Source organism: Qipengyuania benthica (assembly GCF_030717865.1).
GTDB lineage: Bacteria > Pseudomonadota > Alphaproteobacteria > Sphingomonadales > Sphingomonadaceae > Qipengyuania > Qipengyuania benthica.
In genome coordinates this window covers 480,251-495,688 of record NZ_JAVAIL010000002.1, presented here as the reverse complement: position 1 = coordinate 495,688, position 15,438 = coordinate 480,251, and the positions used below count along the sequence as shown (strand labels likewise).

Below are 15,438 nucleotides of genomic sequence, written 5' to 3'. Positions count from 1 at the left end.
TGGGACCCCGATGGCCGAGCAATCCAGACTACAGACGATCCGCCAACGCATGCGCGACGACCTGACCGCCGCGCGCGGCTGGTTTGTGCGCAATTGGCGGGAGCATCGCTGGTTTCGCTGGGGCTCCGCGCTGCTGGCGCTGGGTGTGATCGTCCTTGTGCTGGGCTGGACCCTGCTGGCGCGGGGATTGCCCGATGCCGAGAGCCTGCTCGACTACGAGACGCCTTTGCCCACCGTGGTGCGCGGAGTCGACGGCGAGATCGTCCATTCCTACGCGCGCGAACGACGCGTCCAGCTGCAATATGTCGATTTTCCCACCACGCTGGTGGAAGCCTTCCTCGCGGCGGAGGACAAGACCTTCTTCAGCCATGGCGGCGTCGATCTGGCGGGTACGGCCAATGCGGTGTTCGACTATGCCAGCAAGATGGGTTCCGGCGAGCGCGCGGTGGGTGGTTCCACGATCACCCAGCAGGTCGCCAAGAACGTGCTGCTCGGCGATGAATATTCGGTCACCCGCAAGCTCAAGGAGATGATCCTCGCGCGGCGGATCGAAGACGTGTTGAGCAAGCGCGAAATCCTCGAACTCTATCTCAACGAGATTCCGCTCGGACGGCGCAGCTTCGGGGTGCAGGCCGCCAGCCGCGCCTATTTCGACAAGGACGTCGGCGATCTCGATCTGCACGAGATGGCCTTCCTCGCGATCCTGCCCAAGGCTCCCGAGCGCTACGGGCGCCCCCAGCACGAGCAATTGGCGCTCGCACGCCGCAATTTCGTCATCGACCAGATGGTCGCCAACGAGTTCATCACGCCCGAGCAGGGTACGAGCGCGCGCCGCGAGGATCTCGGACTGGTCCAGCAGCGGCAGGAACGATCGGCGGATGCGGGCTATTTCCTCGAGGAAGTGCGGCGCCAGCTGATCGACAAATTCGGCGAGACCGCGGAGGACAGCGGCAACAGCGTCTATGCCGGCGGATTGTGGGTGCGCACCTCGCTCGACATGGAGTTGCAGGATGCGGCGCGCGATGCGTTGCGGACGCAGTTGCTCAGCTATCAAGGCAATCGCGGCTGGAGCGGTCCGGTGGCCACGCTCAATCCCGACAATGGCGACCTGATCGGCCAGTTGCGCTCCTCCAATCTGGGGATCAATTACGAGGACTGGCGCATCGGCGTGGTCACGCAAGCGGGCGGATCGTCGCCCACGATCGGGCTCACCAACGGCGAAACCTATCCGCTGACCGGCGCTCCCGATGCGTTGAAGGTCGGCGATGTGGTCGCCGCGCAGCCAGCGGGCGATGGCTATCGCCTGCGCGCTGTCCCCGAAGTTTCGGGCGCCTTCCTGGCGCAGAACCCGCAGACAGGACGCGTTCTGGCGATGCAGGGCGGGTTCGACGCGCGGCTGGGTTCGTTCAACCGGGCGACGCAGGCGCTTCGCCAGCCGGGATCGACGATCAAGCCTTTCGTCTACGCCACCGGGCTCGAGCACGGCCTGACCCCCGCGAGCCAGGTGCCCGACCAGACCTTCTGCTATTATCAGGGCGCCAATCTGGGCGAAAAATGCTTCCGCAACTTCGGAGGCGGCGGTGGCGGGGTTCACACGATGCGCTGGGGGCTCGAACAGAGCCGCAATCTGATGACCGTCCATATCGCGATGGACGCAGGAATGCCCAATGTTATCAAGACCTTCGAGCAACTCAACATCGGCAGTTACGAACCCTATCCGGCGTTCGCGCTCGGCGCAGGGGACACGACGGTCGAGCGGATGGTCAACGCCTATTCCGCGCTGGTGAACTGGGGGCGGCTCCACCAGCCCAGCGTGATCGACTACGTCCAGGATAGGCGAGGCAAGGTGATCTGGCGCTCCGACCAGCGTGAATGCACCAATTGCAACATGCCCGAATGGGACGGCCAGCCGATGCCCCGCCTCGGCATCGCCGGCAAACAGGTCATGGACCCGCGGACGGCGTTCCAGACCGTTCACATGCTCGAAGGCGTGGTCACGCGCGGCACCGCCGTGCGCTTGCGCGCGCTGGAGATGCCGCTGTTCGGCAAGACCGGAACCACCAGCGGTCCGACCGATGCATGGTTCGTCGGCGGGTCGCCGCAGATCGTGGCCGGCATGTATGTCGGTTTCGATCAGCCGCGCAATCTGGGCGGCTGGGTGCAGGGCGGCAATACCGCGGCGCCGATCTTCAAGCGGTTCGTAGAGGCATCGCGCGAGCGCTGGGACGGCGACGAGTTCGTCGCGCCGGCCGGGGTTCGGATGGTCCGGATCGATCGCCGCAGCGGCAAACGAGTGTTCGACGGCACGCCCAGCGACGATCCCAAGGCGGCGGTCATCTGGGAAGCCTTCAAGCCCGATACCGAGCCCGCCCGGGCCACCAGGCAGGACGAGATCGCCGCCAAACGCAACGCGATCCTCGAACAGATCCGCCGCGGCCGGGTCGCCCAGACCCGCTCGACCGCTCCGGCACGTCGCGAGGAAGCGCCGAGCGATTTCGTCGAACAACAGGGCGGCATCTACTAGCCGGACCGACCCGTATCACCGTCCTGTTGGCGTAAACTTCAGTAAACTTTACAAACGGCGCCTGCGCGTTAAGCGGGCGCTCCCGAGCTTAAACCGAGGAATTGTCCATGCGTGCCGAGGGGCAGGCCTATATCGACCGCATTCAGGCCGCGCTGGCGCTGGTCCGCCAGTCGCTCGACTGGGAGCAGGCGCTGCGCCGTCTCGACGAGCTCAATGCGCGCGTGCAGGATCCCACCTTGTGGGACAATCCCAAGGATGCGCAAGCCGTCAGTCGCGAGCAGAAGCGGCTCGAAGATGCGGTGAACACCGTCAACGAGATCTCCTCCGAAATGGCCGATGCGGTCGAATTCGTCGAGATGGGCGATGCCGAGGGCGACGAGGACGTGGTCAAGGACGGGCTCGCCAGCCTCGAAAAGCTCGCCGCGCGTGCGGATGCCGACAAGGTGCGTGCGCTGCTCTCGGGCGAGGCGGATGGCAACGATACCTACGTCGAAATCCATGCCGGTGCCGGCGGGACCGAGAGCCAGGACTGGGCGGAAATGCTGTTCCGCATGTACACCCGCTGGGCTGAAAGTCGTGGGTTCAAGGTCGAGACGGTGGAGTATCAGGCGGGCGATCAGGCCGGGCTCAAGAGCGCGACGATCCTGGTCAAGGGCGAGAACGCCTATGGTTACGCCAAAACCGAGAGCGGGGTCCACCGACTGGTGCGGATCAGCCCCTACGACAGTTCCGCACGCCGCCACACCAGCTTCAGCTCGGTCTGGGTCTATCCGGTGATCGACGACGATATCGAGATCGAGATCAACGAAAGCGATCTCAAGATCGACACCTATCGCGCCTCGGGCGCCGGCGGGCAGCACATCAACACCACCGACTCCGCAGTCCGGATCACCCATCAGCCGACCGGCATCGTGGTGGCATCGCAGAGCGGACGCTCGCAGCACAAGAACAAGGCCGAGGCGATGAGCATGCTCAAGGCCCGTCTCTACGAGCGCGAGATGGCCGAGCGCGAGGCGGCGGCCAGCGGCGAATATCAGGAGAAGAGCGAGATCGGCTGGGGCCACCAGATCCGCAGCTATGTTCTCCAGCCCTATCAGATGGTGAAGGATCTGCGCACCGGCGTGGTTTCGCCGTCGCCCGACGCGGTGCTCGACGGTGGGATCGACGATTTCATTTCCGCGGCCTTGGCGCAGCGCGTAACCGGTGAGCAGGTCGAGGTGGAAGACGTCGAATAGGCGGTCGGATCTGGGAGACTGCGAATTCTTTGCGCGTCGACCGCACTGGCGCTAGGGCTCGGGCCGATGATCGTATTCAGGCCCCCCCTTTTGCTGCTCGCCTCGGCAGCCGTGCTGGCTGCAACTGGCTGCGAAAAGGTCGACACCACTCGGCCGGAAACCGCGCTCGACTTCCCCTTGCCGGATCGTCCGGTTTCAGATCTGGGTGGCAACGAGTTTTCTACCGAAACGGCGCGCGACAATCGCGGCGAAGCGGAGACGGTGATGGAACTCGCCGGCATAGAAAAAGGCATGACCGTTGCCGACATTGGTGCAGGCGAAGGTTACTACACCGTCCGGCTTGCCGAGCGCGTCGGCGAGGATGGGCGTGTGCTGGCGCAGGATATCGACCGGGCGGCGCTGCAGCGGCTCGGTCAGCGCGTCGAGCGCGAACGGCTCGACAACGTCGCGATCAAGCCGGGGGCTGCCGACGATCCACACCTGCCCGAGAACAGTTTCGACCGGATATTCATGGTCCACATGTACCACGAGATCAGCGAACCCTACGCGCTGTTGTGGCGGATGTGGCCATCGCTGCGCGAGGGCGGCCAGGTCGTCGTGGTCGATGTCGACCGGCCGACCGACCAGCATGGCATCGCTCCGATGCTGCTCGCCTGCGAATTCGAGCGGGCTGGTTACCGCCTGGTGGCGTTCAGGGACGCGCCTCAGCTGGCCGGGTACTATGCACAGTTCGAAAGGGCCGCTAACAGGCCCGAGCCGGACGAAATTCGCCCCTGTCGCGATACGCCGACGGAGGCAGAAACCGCGAGCCGCTAGCTCGCCGAGACGAAAGATTTTTCAATGGCTTTCAAGGGGCTCAGCCCGATAAATTACGGTGGCCGCGAAGTATGGCCGCTGATCGAAGGCGGCAAGGGCGTTTCCGCTTCCAATCACGCGAGCTCGGGCGCCTGGGCCGCCGCGGGCGGAATCGGCACGGTCAGTGCGGTCAATGCCGACAGCTACGATGCCGAGGGCAAGATCGTGCCCCAGGTCTACGACGCGCTGACGCGCAAGGAGCGCCACGAGCAGCTGATCCGCTACGCCATCGACGGCGCCACCGAACAGGTGAAGCGCGCGCATGAGATCGCCGATGGGCAGGGCGCGATCAACATCAACGTGCTGTGGGAAATGGGCGGCGCGCAGCAGGTGCTCGAAGGCGTGCTCGAGAACACCCCCGGCATGATCGCCGGCGTCACCTGCGGCGCGGGCATGCCCTACAAGCTGGCCGAGATCGCGCAGCGCCACAATGTCAGCTACTTGCCGATCATCAGCTCGGCGCGCGCTTTTCGCGCATTGTGGAAGCGCAGCTATTCCAAGGTGCCCGAACTGATGGCCGCGGTGGTCTACGAGGACCCGTGGCTGGCTGGCGGACACAACGGCCTTTCCAACGCCGAAGACCCGACCAAGCCCGAAGATCCCTATCCCCGCGTCAAGGCCTTGCGCGAGACGATGCGCGCCGAAGGCGTTTCGGAAGACGTCGTCATCGTGATGGCGGGCGGCGTGTGGTTCCTGCGCGAATGGAACGACTGGATCGACAATCCCGAGCTGGGCAAGATCGCCTTCCAGTTCGGTACGCGGCCGCTGCTGACCGAGGAAAGCCCGATCCCGCAGGAATGGAAGGACATGCTGCGCAGGGTCGACGAGGGCGAGATCCTGCTGCACAAATTCTCGCCGACGGGGTTCTATTCCTCCGCAGTCAAGAACCCCTTCCTCTACGATCTGATCCATCGCTCGGAGCGTCAGATCCCGATCTTCAAGCGCGGCGAACAGGAGGGCACCATCCCGCTTGCCGATGAAGGCAAGGCGAAGAATTTCTGGGTCTCGCCCGACGACCGACCCAAGGCGCAGGAATGGATGGCGAAGGGCTTCACCGAAGCGCTCAAGACGCCCGATGGCACCGCCGTGTTCGTCACCCCCGACAGCCGCGACACGATCCGCAAGGACCAGCAGGACTGCATGGGCTGCCTGTCCCACTGCCTGTTCTCGAGCTGGAAGGATCACGACGACTACACCACCGGGCGCCTCGCGGATCCGCGCAGCTTCTGCATCCAGAAGACGCTGCAGGATATCGCCCATGGCGGTCCGGTAGACGAGAATCTGGCCTTCGCCGGCCACTCGGCCTACCGTTTCAAGCAGGACCCGTTCTACTCGAACAATTTCACGCCATCGGTGAAACAACTGGTCGATCGAATCCTGACCGGAGACTGATCCCTCAGCGTTCCAGCCCGGTCAGGACCTGGTCGGGCGGGCGGTGCCCGTCGACCCACATCCGGATGTTGGCGATCACCTTGAGGCCCGATTCCTCCCGGCCCTCGCGGGTCGCGCTGCCGATATGGGGCAGGGTCATCACATTGGGATGCGCAATCAGCCGCGGATCGACGTTCGGTTCGTCGGGATAGACGTCCAGCCCCGCGCCGGCGAGCTGGCCGCTCTCCAGCGCCGCGATCATCGCTTCCTGCTCGATCAGGTCGCCGCGCGCGGTGTTGATGATACAGGCGCCTTCCTTCATCAGCCCGATTCGCCGTGCATCGATCATCCCCCGGCTATCGGAATTGGCGGGACAATGCAGGGTGAGGATATCGGCCTGCGCCACCAGCTCGTCGAGGCTCTCCACGAAGCGCGCCGCGAACATCCGCTCGACCGCCTCGGGCAGCCGCTTGCGATTGTGATAGGCGATTTCCAGCCCGAAGGCGCGCGCGCGATGGGCGACCGCCTGACCGATGCGGCCCATTCCGACGATGCCGAGCACCTTGCCGCCCAGTTTGCGCCCGAGCAGCGAAGTCGGGGTCCAGCCGGTCCATTCCCCGCTGCGGATCAATTGCACGCCCTCGCGGATCCGGCGCGGCACGCCGATAATCCCGGCCATCGTGAGGTCGGCCGTGTCGTCCGTGAAGACGCCGGGGGTGTTGGTGACGATGATCTTCCGCTCGGCGGCGGCTGCAAGATCGATATGGTCGGTCCCGGCGCCGAAGCTGGCGATCAGCCCCAAATTGCTTCCCGCCGCCTCGATGAGGTGTCGATCGATCCGGTCGGTGACGGTAGGGACCAGCACATCGCATGCGGCCATAGCCTCGGCCAGCTCTGCGCGCGAAAACGGTTCATCGGGCGTGTTGAGGCGTGCGTCGAACAGCTCGCTGAACCGCGCCTCGACTTCGGGCAGAAGACGGCGGGTAACCACCACGCGCGGCGGGCGGCTGAGGCGGCGTGTAGGGCGGTCGGGCGTGTCGGTCATGGTGAGCCTCGGGCTAGGCGCTGGGGTGGCGGAGGGTCAAGCGCCGGATTGAGCACGGCAATCGTGACCGGCTGCCTTGCCGGGCCGAGTCGATTGCGGTAAATCGCTGATCAGCCATGAGAACCTGCCTTGCTCTCCTGCTTGCCGCCGCGGCGCTCTTTGCCGCTCCTGCCCAGGCGCAGGAGCGAAGCGTACCCTATTGGGCCAGCATCCGTGCCTCGGAACTCAACATGCGGGTCGGGCCCAGCCGCGACTACAAGGTGTCCTGGGTCTATCGTCGCCCGGGTCTGCCGGTGAAGGTGGTCCGGGTGATGGAGGGCTGGCGACTGATCCGCGATCCCGACGGCGAACAGGGCTGGGTGGTGGCGCGGCTGCTCAGCCCCGATCGCACGGCGATGGTGATCGGGGAAGGACCGCTCGAGATGCGCGATGCACCCGACGCCAGCAGCGGATTGCGCTGGCGCCTCGCTCCCGGCGTCGTCGGACTGCTCGACGATTGCTCGGAAGGCTGGTGCGCCTTCGAAGTCGATGGACGCGAGGGCTGGGTGCGGCAGGACCGGCTTTTCGGTGCGCAGGAACCCTGACGAAGAACCTCATGTGCGCCTCTCGATCGCCGTGGTGAGAGCTACCATCGGATAATCGCGGATAATCGGGGCCTCAGCCGGCTGCGCTTTCTCCATTCCGCCGATCTGGCGGGCGCTATCCTACTGTTCCAATACGCCGCATGCCGGCCCCCCGAGGCGATCGGTGCGCGCGGCGCTTTGTCTGCGTCAGACCAGCTCGACCGCGATTGCCGTCGCCTCTCCGCCGCCGATGCACAGGCTTGCGATCCCGCGCGTCTTGCCCTGCCGCTTGAGCGCGTTGAGCAGGGTCACGATGATCCGCGTCCCGCTGGCGCCGATCGGGTGGCCCAAGGCAGTGCCGCCGCCGTTGACGTTGATCCGGTCGTGCGGGATGCCGATGTCGCGCATGGTGAACATGGCGACGCAGGCGAAGGCTTCGTTGACTTCCCACAGCTCGACATCGCCCGCGTCCCAGCCGGCTTTCTCGAGCACCTTGTTGATCGCACCGATGGGCGCAACGGTGAACTTGGCGGGTTCCTGCGCATGCGCTGCCATCGCCACGATCCGCGCGACCGGCTGCTGGCCGTTCTGTTTGGCCACGCTCTCGCGCGTCAGCACCACCGCCGCCGCGCCGTCGGAGATCGAGCTCGAGGTCGCCGCGGTGATCGTCCCGTCCTTGGCGAATGCCGGGCGAAGGGTCGGGATCTTGTCGGGCAGGCCCTTGCCGGGCTGCTCGTCGTGTTCGACTTTGTGTTCGCCCTTGCGGGTGGTGATCGTCACCGGGACCACTTCGTCGGCGAAGGCACCCGACTCGATCGCGGCGTTCGCGCGGCGCAGCGATTCGATGGAATATTCGTCCATCTCCTCGCGCGTCATCTGATATTCGTCGGCGGTGTCCTGCGCGAAGGTGCCCATCGCGCGGCCTTCCTCATAGGCGTCTTCGAGTCCGTCGAGGAACATGTGATCATAAGCCGTGTCGTGGCCCAGCCGGGCGCCCGAACGGTGCTTCTTGAGCAGATAGGGTGCATTGGTCATGCTCTCCATTCCGCCCGCGACCACATAATCGATCGATCCGCTGGCCAGCGCCTCGGCGCCCATGATGACGGTCTGCATGCCGCTGCCGCAGACCTTGTTCACCGTCGTCGCCTGCACCGATTTGGGCAGGCCGGCCTTGATCGCCGCCTGGCGCGCGGGCGCCTGGCCGAGCCCGGCGGGCAGCACGCAGCCCATATAGGCGCGGTCGAACTTGTCTCCCGCGACGCCGGAACGCTCCACCGCCGCCTTCACTGCCGTCGCGCCCAGATCGGTCGCGGAAGCCTCGGCCAGAGCGCCCTGCATGCCGCCCATCGGGGTGCGCGCGTAGGAGAGAATGACGACGGGGTCTGCGGCGCTGAACTGGGTCATGCTTGTGCTGGTCCTTCGGTTCTGGAATATCGGTACGCGAGCGATCTAGTGCTGCAACGCATCAATTTCAAACGGAGAGCAATATGACGGACAACCGCAAGAGCGACATGGAAGATGTCCTGCGCAGGCAGCGCTCCGCTCACCACCAGACCCGGCCGGAACCGATGGCTCTGCGCAAGGACCGCATCGAGCGCGCGATCAAGCTGCTCAAGGACAATGCCGAGGATCTGACCAAGGTGATGAGCGCCGATTTCGGCAGCCGTTCGCCCCAACAGTCGATGATTACCGATATCGCCGGGACGATCGCTTTCGGTCGCTATTGTCTCAAGCACATGGATGGCTGGGCCAAACCCGACAAGCGGCACGTCCAGTTCCCGCTCGGCCTGCTCGGGGCGAAAGCCGAGGTGCGCTACGAGCCCAAGGGCGTGGTCGGCATCCTCAGTCCGTGGAATTTCCCGGTCAATCTGACCTTCGGGCCGCTGATGCAGGTCTTCGCCGCGGGCAACCGCGCGATGATCAAGCCCAGCGAGTTCACCGAGCGGACTAGCATGCTGATGCGCGAACTGGTGGCGAAGGTTTTCACGCCCGACGAATGCGCGGTGTTCACGGGGCCGCCGGAAGTGGCCGCGGCGTTCAGTTCGCTGCCGTTCGATCATCTGGTCTTCACGGGATCGACCGCCACCGGACGCAGGGTGATGGAGGCGGCTTCTGCCAATCTGGTCCCGGTAACGCTGGAGCTGGGCGGCAAGAGCCCGGTGTTCATGGGCCGCAGCGCCGATTTCACCAAGGCCGGCGAACGGGTCGCGATGGGCAAGATGCTCAATGCGGGGCAGATATGTCTTGCGCCCGACTATCTCTACGTCCCCGAGGACAAGCAGGACGAGGCGATCCACGGCGTCTGGCAAGGCACGGCGAACATGTATTCTTCGCTGCTCGACAACGAGGACTACGCCAGCGTCGTGACTGACCGGCATTTCGACCGGCTCAAGGCGATGGTCGCCGATGCGCGCGACAAGGGTGCCGAGGTGATCGAGGTCAATCCGGGCAATGAGGATTTCTCCAACACCAACGCGCGCAAGATGCCGCTGACGATCCTGAAGAACGTCACCGACGACATGCAGGCCATGCAGGAGGAAATCTTCGGCCCTGTCCTGCCGGTGAAGACCTATCGCGAGATCGACGAGGCGATCGACTACGTGAACGCCAACGACCGTCCACTGGGGCTTTATTATTTCGGCAGCGACCGGAAGGAGCAGGAAAAGGTGCTCAAGCGGACGATCTCGGGCGGTGTGACCGTCAACGACGTGATCTTCCACGTCTCGATGGACGACCTGCCGTTCGGCGGAGTCGGGCCCTCGGGAATGGGCAGCTATCACGGGGTCGAGGGATTCCGCGAATTCAGCCACGCGCGCAGCGTCTACACGCAGACCAAGGTCGATGTCGCCAAGCTCAGCGGGCTGAAGCCTCCCTATGGCGCCAAGACGCTTAAGACCGTGAAGTCGATGATGAAATAAGCTTCACGCACACATGCGCAGCTTGCAAGGGCCGGACCCTTGCACCCGCGCGGCGAGGGGCCTAGAGGCGAGCGCAACTGGCGCCTCCAGGCTTAGGAATCACACGTGGTCGATCTCGAGCAGTATCTGCCGATCCTCATCTTTCTGTTCATCGCGGTCGCTTTGTCGGCGGCGTTCGTGTTCCTGCCAATGGGCGTTTCGCGCCTGACGGGTACGCACAATCCCGATGCGGAAAAGCTCAGCGAGTATGAATGCGGCTTCCCCGCCTTCGAGGAGCCGCGCAGCCAGTTCGACGTGCGGTTCTACCTCGTCGCGCTGCTGTTTATCGTTTTCGACCTCGAGGCCGCCTTCCTGTTTCCATGGGCGGTCAGCCTCCAGTTCACGGGCTGGGAGGGCTGGATCGGGATGATGGTCTTTCTGACGATCCTCGCCATCGGGCTCGCGTATGAGTGGAAGAAAGGAGCGCTGGAGTGGGAGTAGATCGCACAGGCGATGCGCAGCCGCGCGTGGATCACTATCGTCCGCTGACCGCCGATCACAACCAGTCGCTGCACGACGCGCCGACGGCCCGTGCCGGCGAGCTTCGCCAGCCGGATCCGGAATATTTCAACGCGCTCCAAACCGAAGTGAACGACAAGGGCTTCCTCGTCGCCAGCACCGAGGACCTGTTCCAGTGGGCGCGCACCGGTTCGCTGTGGTGGATGACCTTCGGCCTCGCCTGCTGCGCGGTGGAGATGATCCACGTCAACATGCCGCGTTATGATATGGAGCGGTTCGGCGTCGCCCCGCGCGCCAGCCCCCGCCAGTCGGACGTGATGATCGTCGCAGGGACGCTGTGCAACAAGATGGCGCCGGCGCTGCGCAAGGTCTACGACCAGATGTCGGACCCGAAATACGTGATCAGCATGGGATCGTGCGCCAATGGCGGCGGCTATTATCACTATAGCTATTCGGTCGTGCGCGGTTGCGACCGGATCGTGCCGGTGGATATCTATGTGCCGGGCTGCCCGCCGAGCGCCGAGGCGCTGCTCTACGGTGTGATGCAGCTGCAGCGGAAGATCCGTCGCAGCGGAACGATCGAACGGTAAGGTAGGCGCATGACCGTATTTCATCCCGCGCCCCGTTTCACCCGGATCGAGGGCCTCAAGGGCACGCTTTCGCGCGCGCTGGGCGATCATCTGATCCGGGCCCATGAAGAGCATGGCGAACTGATGCTGACCGTCCGGCGCGGCAGCATCGAGGATGCGCTCCGCACTTTGCGCGACGATCACGCCTATCAGCAGCTGATGGAAATCGCCGGAGTGGATTATCCCGGGCGCCCCGAGCGCTTCGAGGTTGTCTATATGTTGCTCAGCCTCACCACCAACAGCCGCATCATGGTGAAGGTGACGACGAGCGAAGAGGTGCCTGTTCCGACGGTCACGACGCTTTGGCCCAACGCCGGATGGCTCGAGCGCGAGGTGTTCGACATGTTCGGCGTGCTGTTCGACGGCAACACCGATCTGCGCCGGATCCTCACCGATTACGGTTTCGAGGGGCATCCCTTCCGCAAGGATTTCCCGCTGACCGGCTATCAGGAATTGCGCTATTCCGAAGACGAGAAGCGGGTGGTCTACGAACCCGTCGATCTGCCGCAGGATCTGCGCCAGTTCGATTTCCTGTCACCCTGGGAAGGCGCGGACTATGTTCTGCCCGGCGACGAGAAGGCTGAAGTTCCGCCGGTCGACGAGGTCAAGACGACCGACAGCACCAAGGACACCGGCGCTGGCAAGAAGACCGACGAGAAGGCAGCCGAACACGTGGCTCCCGCCAAGCTCAGGAGCGGGATTGCCGGTCAAGGCGATGGCGAACCCGCGCCCGTGGATTCCGACATAGACGAGCCGGGCGCGCCCGACCCGACCGAAGATCGCCTCGACCAGCCGGCGCGGGAAAACACCGCGAAAGATACCGGCGGTGCGACCGAAGTCGACAAAGAGGAGCGTGACACGTGAACAGGATCCTGACCGTCGCGACCGCGCTTCTGGTCGCCGGATGTTCGCAAGAACCCGCCAGCAGCGAAACCGCGGGTGATTTCGCCGATCGCGTCGGCGCCCCGGGTGCGGTCGCGGAAGGCGTGCCCGCACCGGTCGAAACCACGGCAGTCAAGGCTGCACCGCCCGCGAATGCCGATGTTTTCCAGCTCGAGAAGCTGGGCAATATTGGCGGGGTCGATCTGGGTCCGCGCGCAGGCGGCTGCACCTTCAGCGTCGAGGGGCAGGAAATGCTGATCGCCGCAGCCCCCGCCGACCGCGCGCTGCCGGGCAAGGCAACCGTTCGCATCGGCGGCCAGTTGCTGCTGCTCGACGCGCCTCCGGGCGGGATCGAGCAGGTGCGCTCGGGCACCACCTTCACGGGCGAGGGCTTCTCCGCGCTCGTCACGCGCACCGGCCCCGATCGGGCTTCGCTGACAGTCGCCGATGCGGCGGGCACGCAAAAGGCATTCGCCGGAAACTGGGTCTGCTCATGAGCATGCAACTCGAAGCCTCGCCCACCACCGATGGCGAGGTCATCTCCAACTACACGATCAACTTCGGGCCGCAGCATCCCGCGGCGCACGGCGTGCTGCGCATGGTGATGGAGCTCGACGGCGAGATCATCGAGCGGATCGACCCGCATGTCGGCCTGCTCCACCGCGGCACCGAGAAGCTGATCGAGCACAAGACCTATCTGCAGGCGCTGCCCTATTTCGATCGGCTCGATTACTGTTCGCCGATGTGCATGGAGCACTCCTGGGTGCTCGCGATCGAGAAGCTGCTCAACGTCGAGGTGCCGATCCGCGCGCAATATCTGCGCGTGCTGTTCGCCGAGCTGACCCGGATCAAGAACCACCTGCTCAATATCGGCGCGCATGTCATGGACGTCGGCGCGATGACGCCCAATCTGTGGGTGTTCGAACTGCGCGAAGACTGCATGAATTTCTACGAGCGCGCCTCGGGTGCCCGGATGCACGCGGCCTATTTCCGGCCCGGCGGGGTCCATCAGGACGTTCCGCTCAAGCTGCTCGCCGATATCGGCGACTGGGTCGACAAGCGGCTGCCCGAACTGTTCGGCGACGCGATGAGCCTGGTGATGGACAACCGCATCTTCAAGCAGCGCAACGTCGATATCGCCGTCGTCAGCAAGGAGGACGCCATCGCCTGGGGCTTTTCCGGCCCGATGATCCGCGCCGCCGGCATTCCCTGGGATCTGCGCAAGTCGCAGCCCTATGACGTCTACGAGCGGATGGAATTCGACATTCCCGTGGGCACCAATTCGGATTGCTACGACCGCTTCATGGTCCGCGTCAAAGAAGTCTACGAGAGCGCGAAGATCATCAAGCAGTGCCTCGCCGAAATGCCCGAAGGGCCGGTGGCGAGCGACGATCGCAAGGTTTCCCCGCCCAAACGCGGCGAGATGAAGCTGTCGATGGAAGCGCTGATCCACCACTTCAAGCTCTACACCGAAGGCTTCCACGTGCCCGCGGGCGAGGTCTATGTCGCGACCGAGAGCCCCAAGGGCGAGTTCGGTGTCTATCTGGTCAGCGACGGCAGCAACAAGCCGTACCGCTGCAAGATCCGCCCGACCGCCTTCAGCCATCTTCAGGCGATGGACTTCATGGCCAAGGGGCACATGCTGCCCGACGCGACCGCCATTCTCGGCGCGATCGACGTTGTGTTCGGGGAGTGCGACCGGTGACCGTGTCCGATATCCTCGTCATTGCGAGCCTCGCGCAGCGAGGCGCCGCAATCCAGGGCACGGCGATGGATTGCTTCGCTTCGCTCGCAATGACGAGCGAGGGCGCTCCCGCTGTCCTTCTCGGGGAGTGCGACCGGTGATCCTGCGCGAACTCGGTATCTTCGTTCTCGCCTTCGCCGCCTTCGCTTCGGCGGTGGCCGCCTATCTGGCGGCCTTCCACGGCGAGGCGCCGCTCAAGGAAATTCTCTCGACGGCGTTTGCCGCCGTCATCGGCCTCTATATCGGCCGCTATGTCGAACGCAGGTTGATCAATGGCTGACCGCTCTCCCGCTCCCGATACGCCCGAACTGCGCGCCCGCTGGGGTGCGTTCGAGTTCTCGAGCGAATACAAGGCGAAGGCCGACAAGGCGATCGCGCGCTATCCCGAAGGACGGCAGAAGTCGGCGGTGATGCCGCTGCTCGATCTCGCCCAGCGGCAGGTCGGCGAGGAAACCGACACGCAAGGATGGTTGCCGATCCCGGTGATCGAATATGTCGCCGGCTATCTCGGCATGCCCGCGATCCGGGTGCTCGAGGTGGCGACCTTCTATTTCATGTACAATCTCGTGCCGGTCGGCAAATATCACGTCCAGGTCTGCGGCACGACGCCGTGCATGCTGCGCGGTTCGGACGCGCTGTTCGAGACCTGCGCCGCGCGCGGCATGGTCAAGGGGCATGTGTCCGAAGACGGGTTGTGGACGCTGACCGAAGTCGAATGCATGGGCAATTGCGCCACGGCGCCGATGGTCCAGATCAATGACGACAATTTCGAGGACCTGACCCCCGAGCGGCTCGACGCGGTCCTCGATGCACTGGCTGCGGGCGAAAGCCCCAAAGCGGGAACGCAGGAGCCCGGTCGCCACACCAGTGAGCCCGCCAATGCGCTTTCCTCGCTTACCGCGATGGTGGGCGAGAACCACGATTACCGGGGTCAATGGTGATGAGGCTGAAGGAACTCCTCGAAAACCCGCGCGGTGGTCAGATGCTTAGCGCTTACGTGCTGCTGTTCGCCGCTATCGGTCTCGCTCTAACGGTCTTCGGAAAGGCCGCCTTGAAGTTCTTCCAGGGCGAAGCAATCGAGTTCAATCGTGATGGGATTCTTTTGTTGTTGCTTCTCGCAACTTCGATTCCTGCGTTGGTCAAATTTGTGAGATCGCGTCATGTTCGCTGAAAT

At 64.4% G+C, this 15,438-nt stretch carries 16 protein-coding genes; 14 read left to right on the top strand and 2 right to left on the bottom strand.

All coding sequences use genetic code 11. The features are described 5' to 3' along the window. Window positions 1–10: 10 nt before the first annotated feature. From Q9K01_RS07665 to Q9K01_RS07650, 4 genes are all read left to right on the top strand, one after another. Window positions 11–2,524 carry a penicillin-binding protein 1A gene (locus Q9K01_RS07665; protein ID WP_305929619.1) on the top strand — a complete coding sequence of 838 codons (2,514 nt, stop codon included), beginning with the start codon at window positions 11–13 and terminating at the stop codon, window positions 2,522–2,524. Between the two features lie 107 nt (window positions 2,525–2,631). After that, a complete protein-coding gene (prfB, locus tag Q9K01_RS07660; RefSeq protein ID WP_305929618.1) occupies window positions 2,632–3,759 on the top strand; it encodes a peptide chain release factor 2 in 1,128 nt (375 codons plus the stop codon). A 66-nt stretch (window positions 3,760–3,825) separates the two neighbouring features. Beyond that, window positions 3,826–4,575, top strand: coding sequence for a class I SAM-dependent methyltransferase (locus tag Q9K01_RS07655; protein WP_305929617.1), 750 nt, complete (start codon window positions 3,826–3,828; stop codon window positions 4,573–4,575). A 24-nt stretch (window positions 4,576–4,599) separates the two neighbouring features. Further along, window positions 4,600–6,006 (top strand): NAD(P)H-dependent flavin oxidoreductase, encoded by a 1,407-nt coding sequence (locus Q9K01_RS07650; protein WP_305929616.1) that lies wholly within the window; start codon window positions 4,600–4,602, stop codon window positions 6,004–6,006. Window positions 6,007–6,010: 4 nt separating this feature from the next. Here the strand turns inward: Q9K01_RS07650 and Q9K01_RS07645 are convergent, their stop codons facing one another. Then, on the bottom strand, window positions 6,011–7,030 hold the full coding sequence (locus Q9K01_RS07645; RefSeq protein ID WP_305929615.1) for a 2-hydroxyacid dehydrogenase: 1,020 nt from the start codon (window positions 7,028–7,030) through the stop codon (window positions 6,011–6,013). A 116-nt stretch (window positions 7,031–7,146) separates the two neighbouring features. On the opposite strand from Q9K01_RS07645, the gene Q9K01_RS07640 reads away from it, so the two are divergent. Further along, window positions 7,147–7,614 (top strand): SH3 domain-containing protein, encoded by a 468-nt coding sequence (locus Q9K01_RS07640; protein WP_305929614.1) that lies wholly within the window; start codon window positions 7,147–7,149, stop codon window positions 7,612–7,614. A gap of 186 nt (window positions 7,615–7,800) precedes the next feature. Here the strand turns inward: Q9K01_RS07640 and Q9K01_RS07635 are convergent, their stop codons facing one another. Next, the gene (locus Q9K01_RS07635; RefSeq protein ID WP_305929613.1) at window positions 7,801–8,997 is read right to left on the bottom strand and encodes a thiolase family protein; all 1,197 of its coding nucleotides are present in this window, start codon (window positions 8,995–8,997) and stop codon (window positions 7,801–7,803) included. A gap of 83 nt (window positions 8,998–9,080) precedes the next feature. On the opposite strand from Q9K01_RS07635, the gene Q9K01_RS07630 reads away from it, so the two are divergent. The 9 genes from Q9K01_RS07630 (at window position 9,081) to Q9K01_RS07590 (ending at window position 15,435) form a co-directional block, all read left to right on the top strand. After that, on the top strand, window positions 9,081–10,511 hold the full coding sequence (locus Q9K01_RS07630) for a coniferyl aldehyde dehydrogenase (RefSeq protein ID WP_305929612.1): 1,431 nt from the start codon (window positions 9,081–9,083) through the stop codon (window positions 10,509–10,511). 105 nt (window positions 10,512–10,616) lie between these two features. Next, the gene (gene ndhC, locus Q9K01_RS07625; protein ID WP_305929611.1) at window positions 10,617–10,991 is read left to right on the top strand and encodes an NADH-quinone oxidoreductase subunit A; all 375 of its coding nucleotides are present in this window, start codon (window positions 10,617–10,619) and stop codon (window positions 10,989–10,991) included. A 68-nt stretch (window positions 10,992–11,059) separates the two neighbouring features. After that, window positions 11,060–11,599 carry a NuoB/complex I 20 kDa subunit family protein gene (locus Q9K01_RS07620; RefSeq protein ID WP_305929899.1) on the top strand — a complete coding sequence of 180 codons (540 nt, stop codon included), beginning with the start codon at window positions 11,060–11,062 and terminating at the stop codon, window positions 11,597–11,599. A 9-nt stretch (window positions 11,600–11,608) separates the two neighbouring features. Beyond that, window positions 11,609–12,502, top strand: a complete 894-nt coding sequence (locus Q9K01_RS07615) for an NADH-quinone oxidoreductase subunit C (protein WP_305929610.1) — start codon at window positions 11,609–11,611, stop codon at window positions 12,500–12,502. Then, complete coding sequence (locus Q9K01_RS07610; RefSeq protein WP_305929609.1) at window positions 12,499–13,017, top strand: hypothetical protein; 519 nt, start codon at window positions 12,499–12,501, stop codon at window positions 13,015–13,017. The genes Q9K01_RS07615 and Q9K01_RS07610 overlap by 4 nt, the downstream gene beginning before the upstream one ends. After that, a complete protein-coding gene (locus tag Q9K01_RS07605; protein ID WP_305929608.1) occupies window positions 13,014–14,225 on the top strand; it encodes an NADH-quinone oxidoreductase subunit D in 1,212 nt (403 codons plus the stop codon). The genes Q9K01_RS07610 and Q9K01_RS07605 overlap by 4 nt, the downstream gene beginning before the upstream one ends. 136 nt (window positions 14,226–14,361) lie before the next feature. Continuing rightward, a complete protein-coding gene (locus Q9K01_RS07600) occupies window positions 14,362–14,544 on the top strand; it encodes a hypothetical protein (protein ID WP_305929607.1) in 183 nt (60 codons plus the stop codon). Further along, window positions 14,537–15,205, top strand: coding sequence for an NADH-quinone oxidoreductase subunit NuoE (gene nuoE, locus Q9K01_RS07595; RefSeq protein WP_305929606.1), 669 nt, complete (start codon window positions 14,537–14,539; stop codon window positions 15,203–15,205). Before Q9K01_RS07600 ends, nuoE begins: the two co-directional genes overlap by 8 nt. Beyond that, window positions 15,205–15,435: a hypothetical protein gene (locus tag Q9K01_RS07590; RefSeq protein ID WP_305929605.1), complete on the top strand. Its 231-nt coding sequence runs from the start codon at window positions 15,205–15,207 to the stop codon at window positions 15,433–15,435. Before nuoE ends, Q9K01_RS07590 begins: the two co-directional genes overlap by 1 nt. The last annotated feature ends 3 nt before the right edge of the window (window positions 15,436–15,438 follow it).

Excerpts from the sequence above, each read along its gene's own strand:
- Q9K01_RS07645 (WP_305929615.1), bottom strand. The coding sequence starts at position 7,030 with ATGACCGACACGCCCGACCGCCCTACACGCCGCCTCAGCCGCCCGCCG.
- Q9K01_RS07665 (WP_305929619.1), top strand. The coding sequence starts at position 11 with ATGGCCGAGCAATCCAGACTACAGACGATCCGCCAACGCATGCGCGAC.
- Q9K01_RS07635 (WP_305929613.1), bottom strand. The coding sequence starts at position 8,997 with ATGACCCAGTTCAGCGCCGCAGACCCCGTCGTCATTCTCTCCTACGCG.
- Q9K01_RS07655 (WP_305929617.1), top strand. The coding sequence starts at position 3,826 with ATGATCGTATTCAGGCCCCCCCTTTTGCTGCTCGCCTCGGCAGCCGTG.
- Q9K01_RS07640 (WP_305929614.1), top strand. The coding sequence starts at position 7,147 with ATGAGAACCTGCCTTGCTCTCCTGCTTGCCGCCGCGGCGCTCTTTGCC.
- Q9K01_RS07590 (WP_305929605.1), top strand. The coding sequence starts at position 15,205 with ATGAGGCTGAAGGAACTCCTCGAAAACCCGCGCGGTGGTCAGATGCTT.
- Q9K01_RS07605 (WP_305929608.1), top strand. The coding sequence starts at position 13,014 with ATGAGCATGCAACTCGAAGCCTCGCCCACCACCGATGGCGAGGTCATC.
- Q9K01_RS07650 (WP_305929616.1), top strand. The coding sequence starts at position 4,600 with ATGGCTTTCAAGGGGCTCAGCCCGATAAATTACGGTGGCCGCGAAGTA.
- prfB (WP_305929618.1), top strand. The coding sequence starts at position 2,632 with ATGCGTGCCGAGGGGCAGGCCTATATCGACCGCATTCAGGCCGCGCTG.
- nuoE (WP_305929606.1), top strand. The coding sequence starts at position 14,537 with ATGGCTGACCGCTCTCCCGCTCCCGATACGCCCGAACTGCGCGCCCGC.
- Q9K01_RS07615 (WP_305929610.1), top strand. The coding sequence starts at position 11,609 with ATGACCGTATTTCATCCCGCGCCCCGTTTCACCCGGATCGAGGGCCTC.
- Q9K01_RS07630 (WP_305929612.1), top strand. The coding sequence starts at position 9,081 with ATGACGGACAACCGCAAGAGCGACATGGAAGATGTCCTGCGCAGGCAG.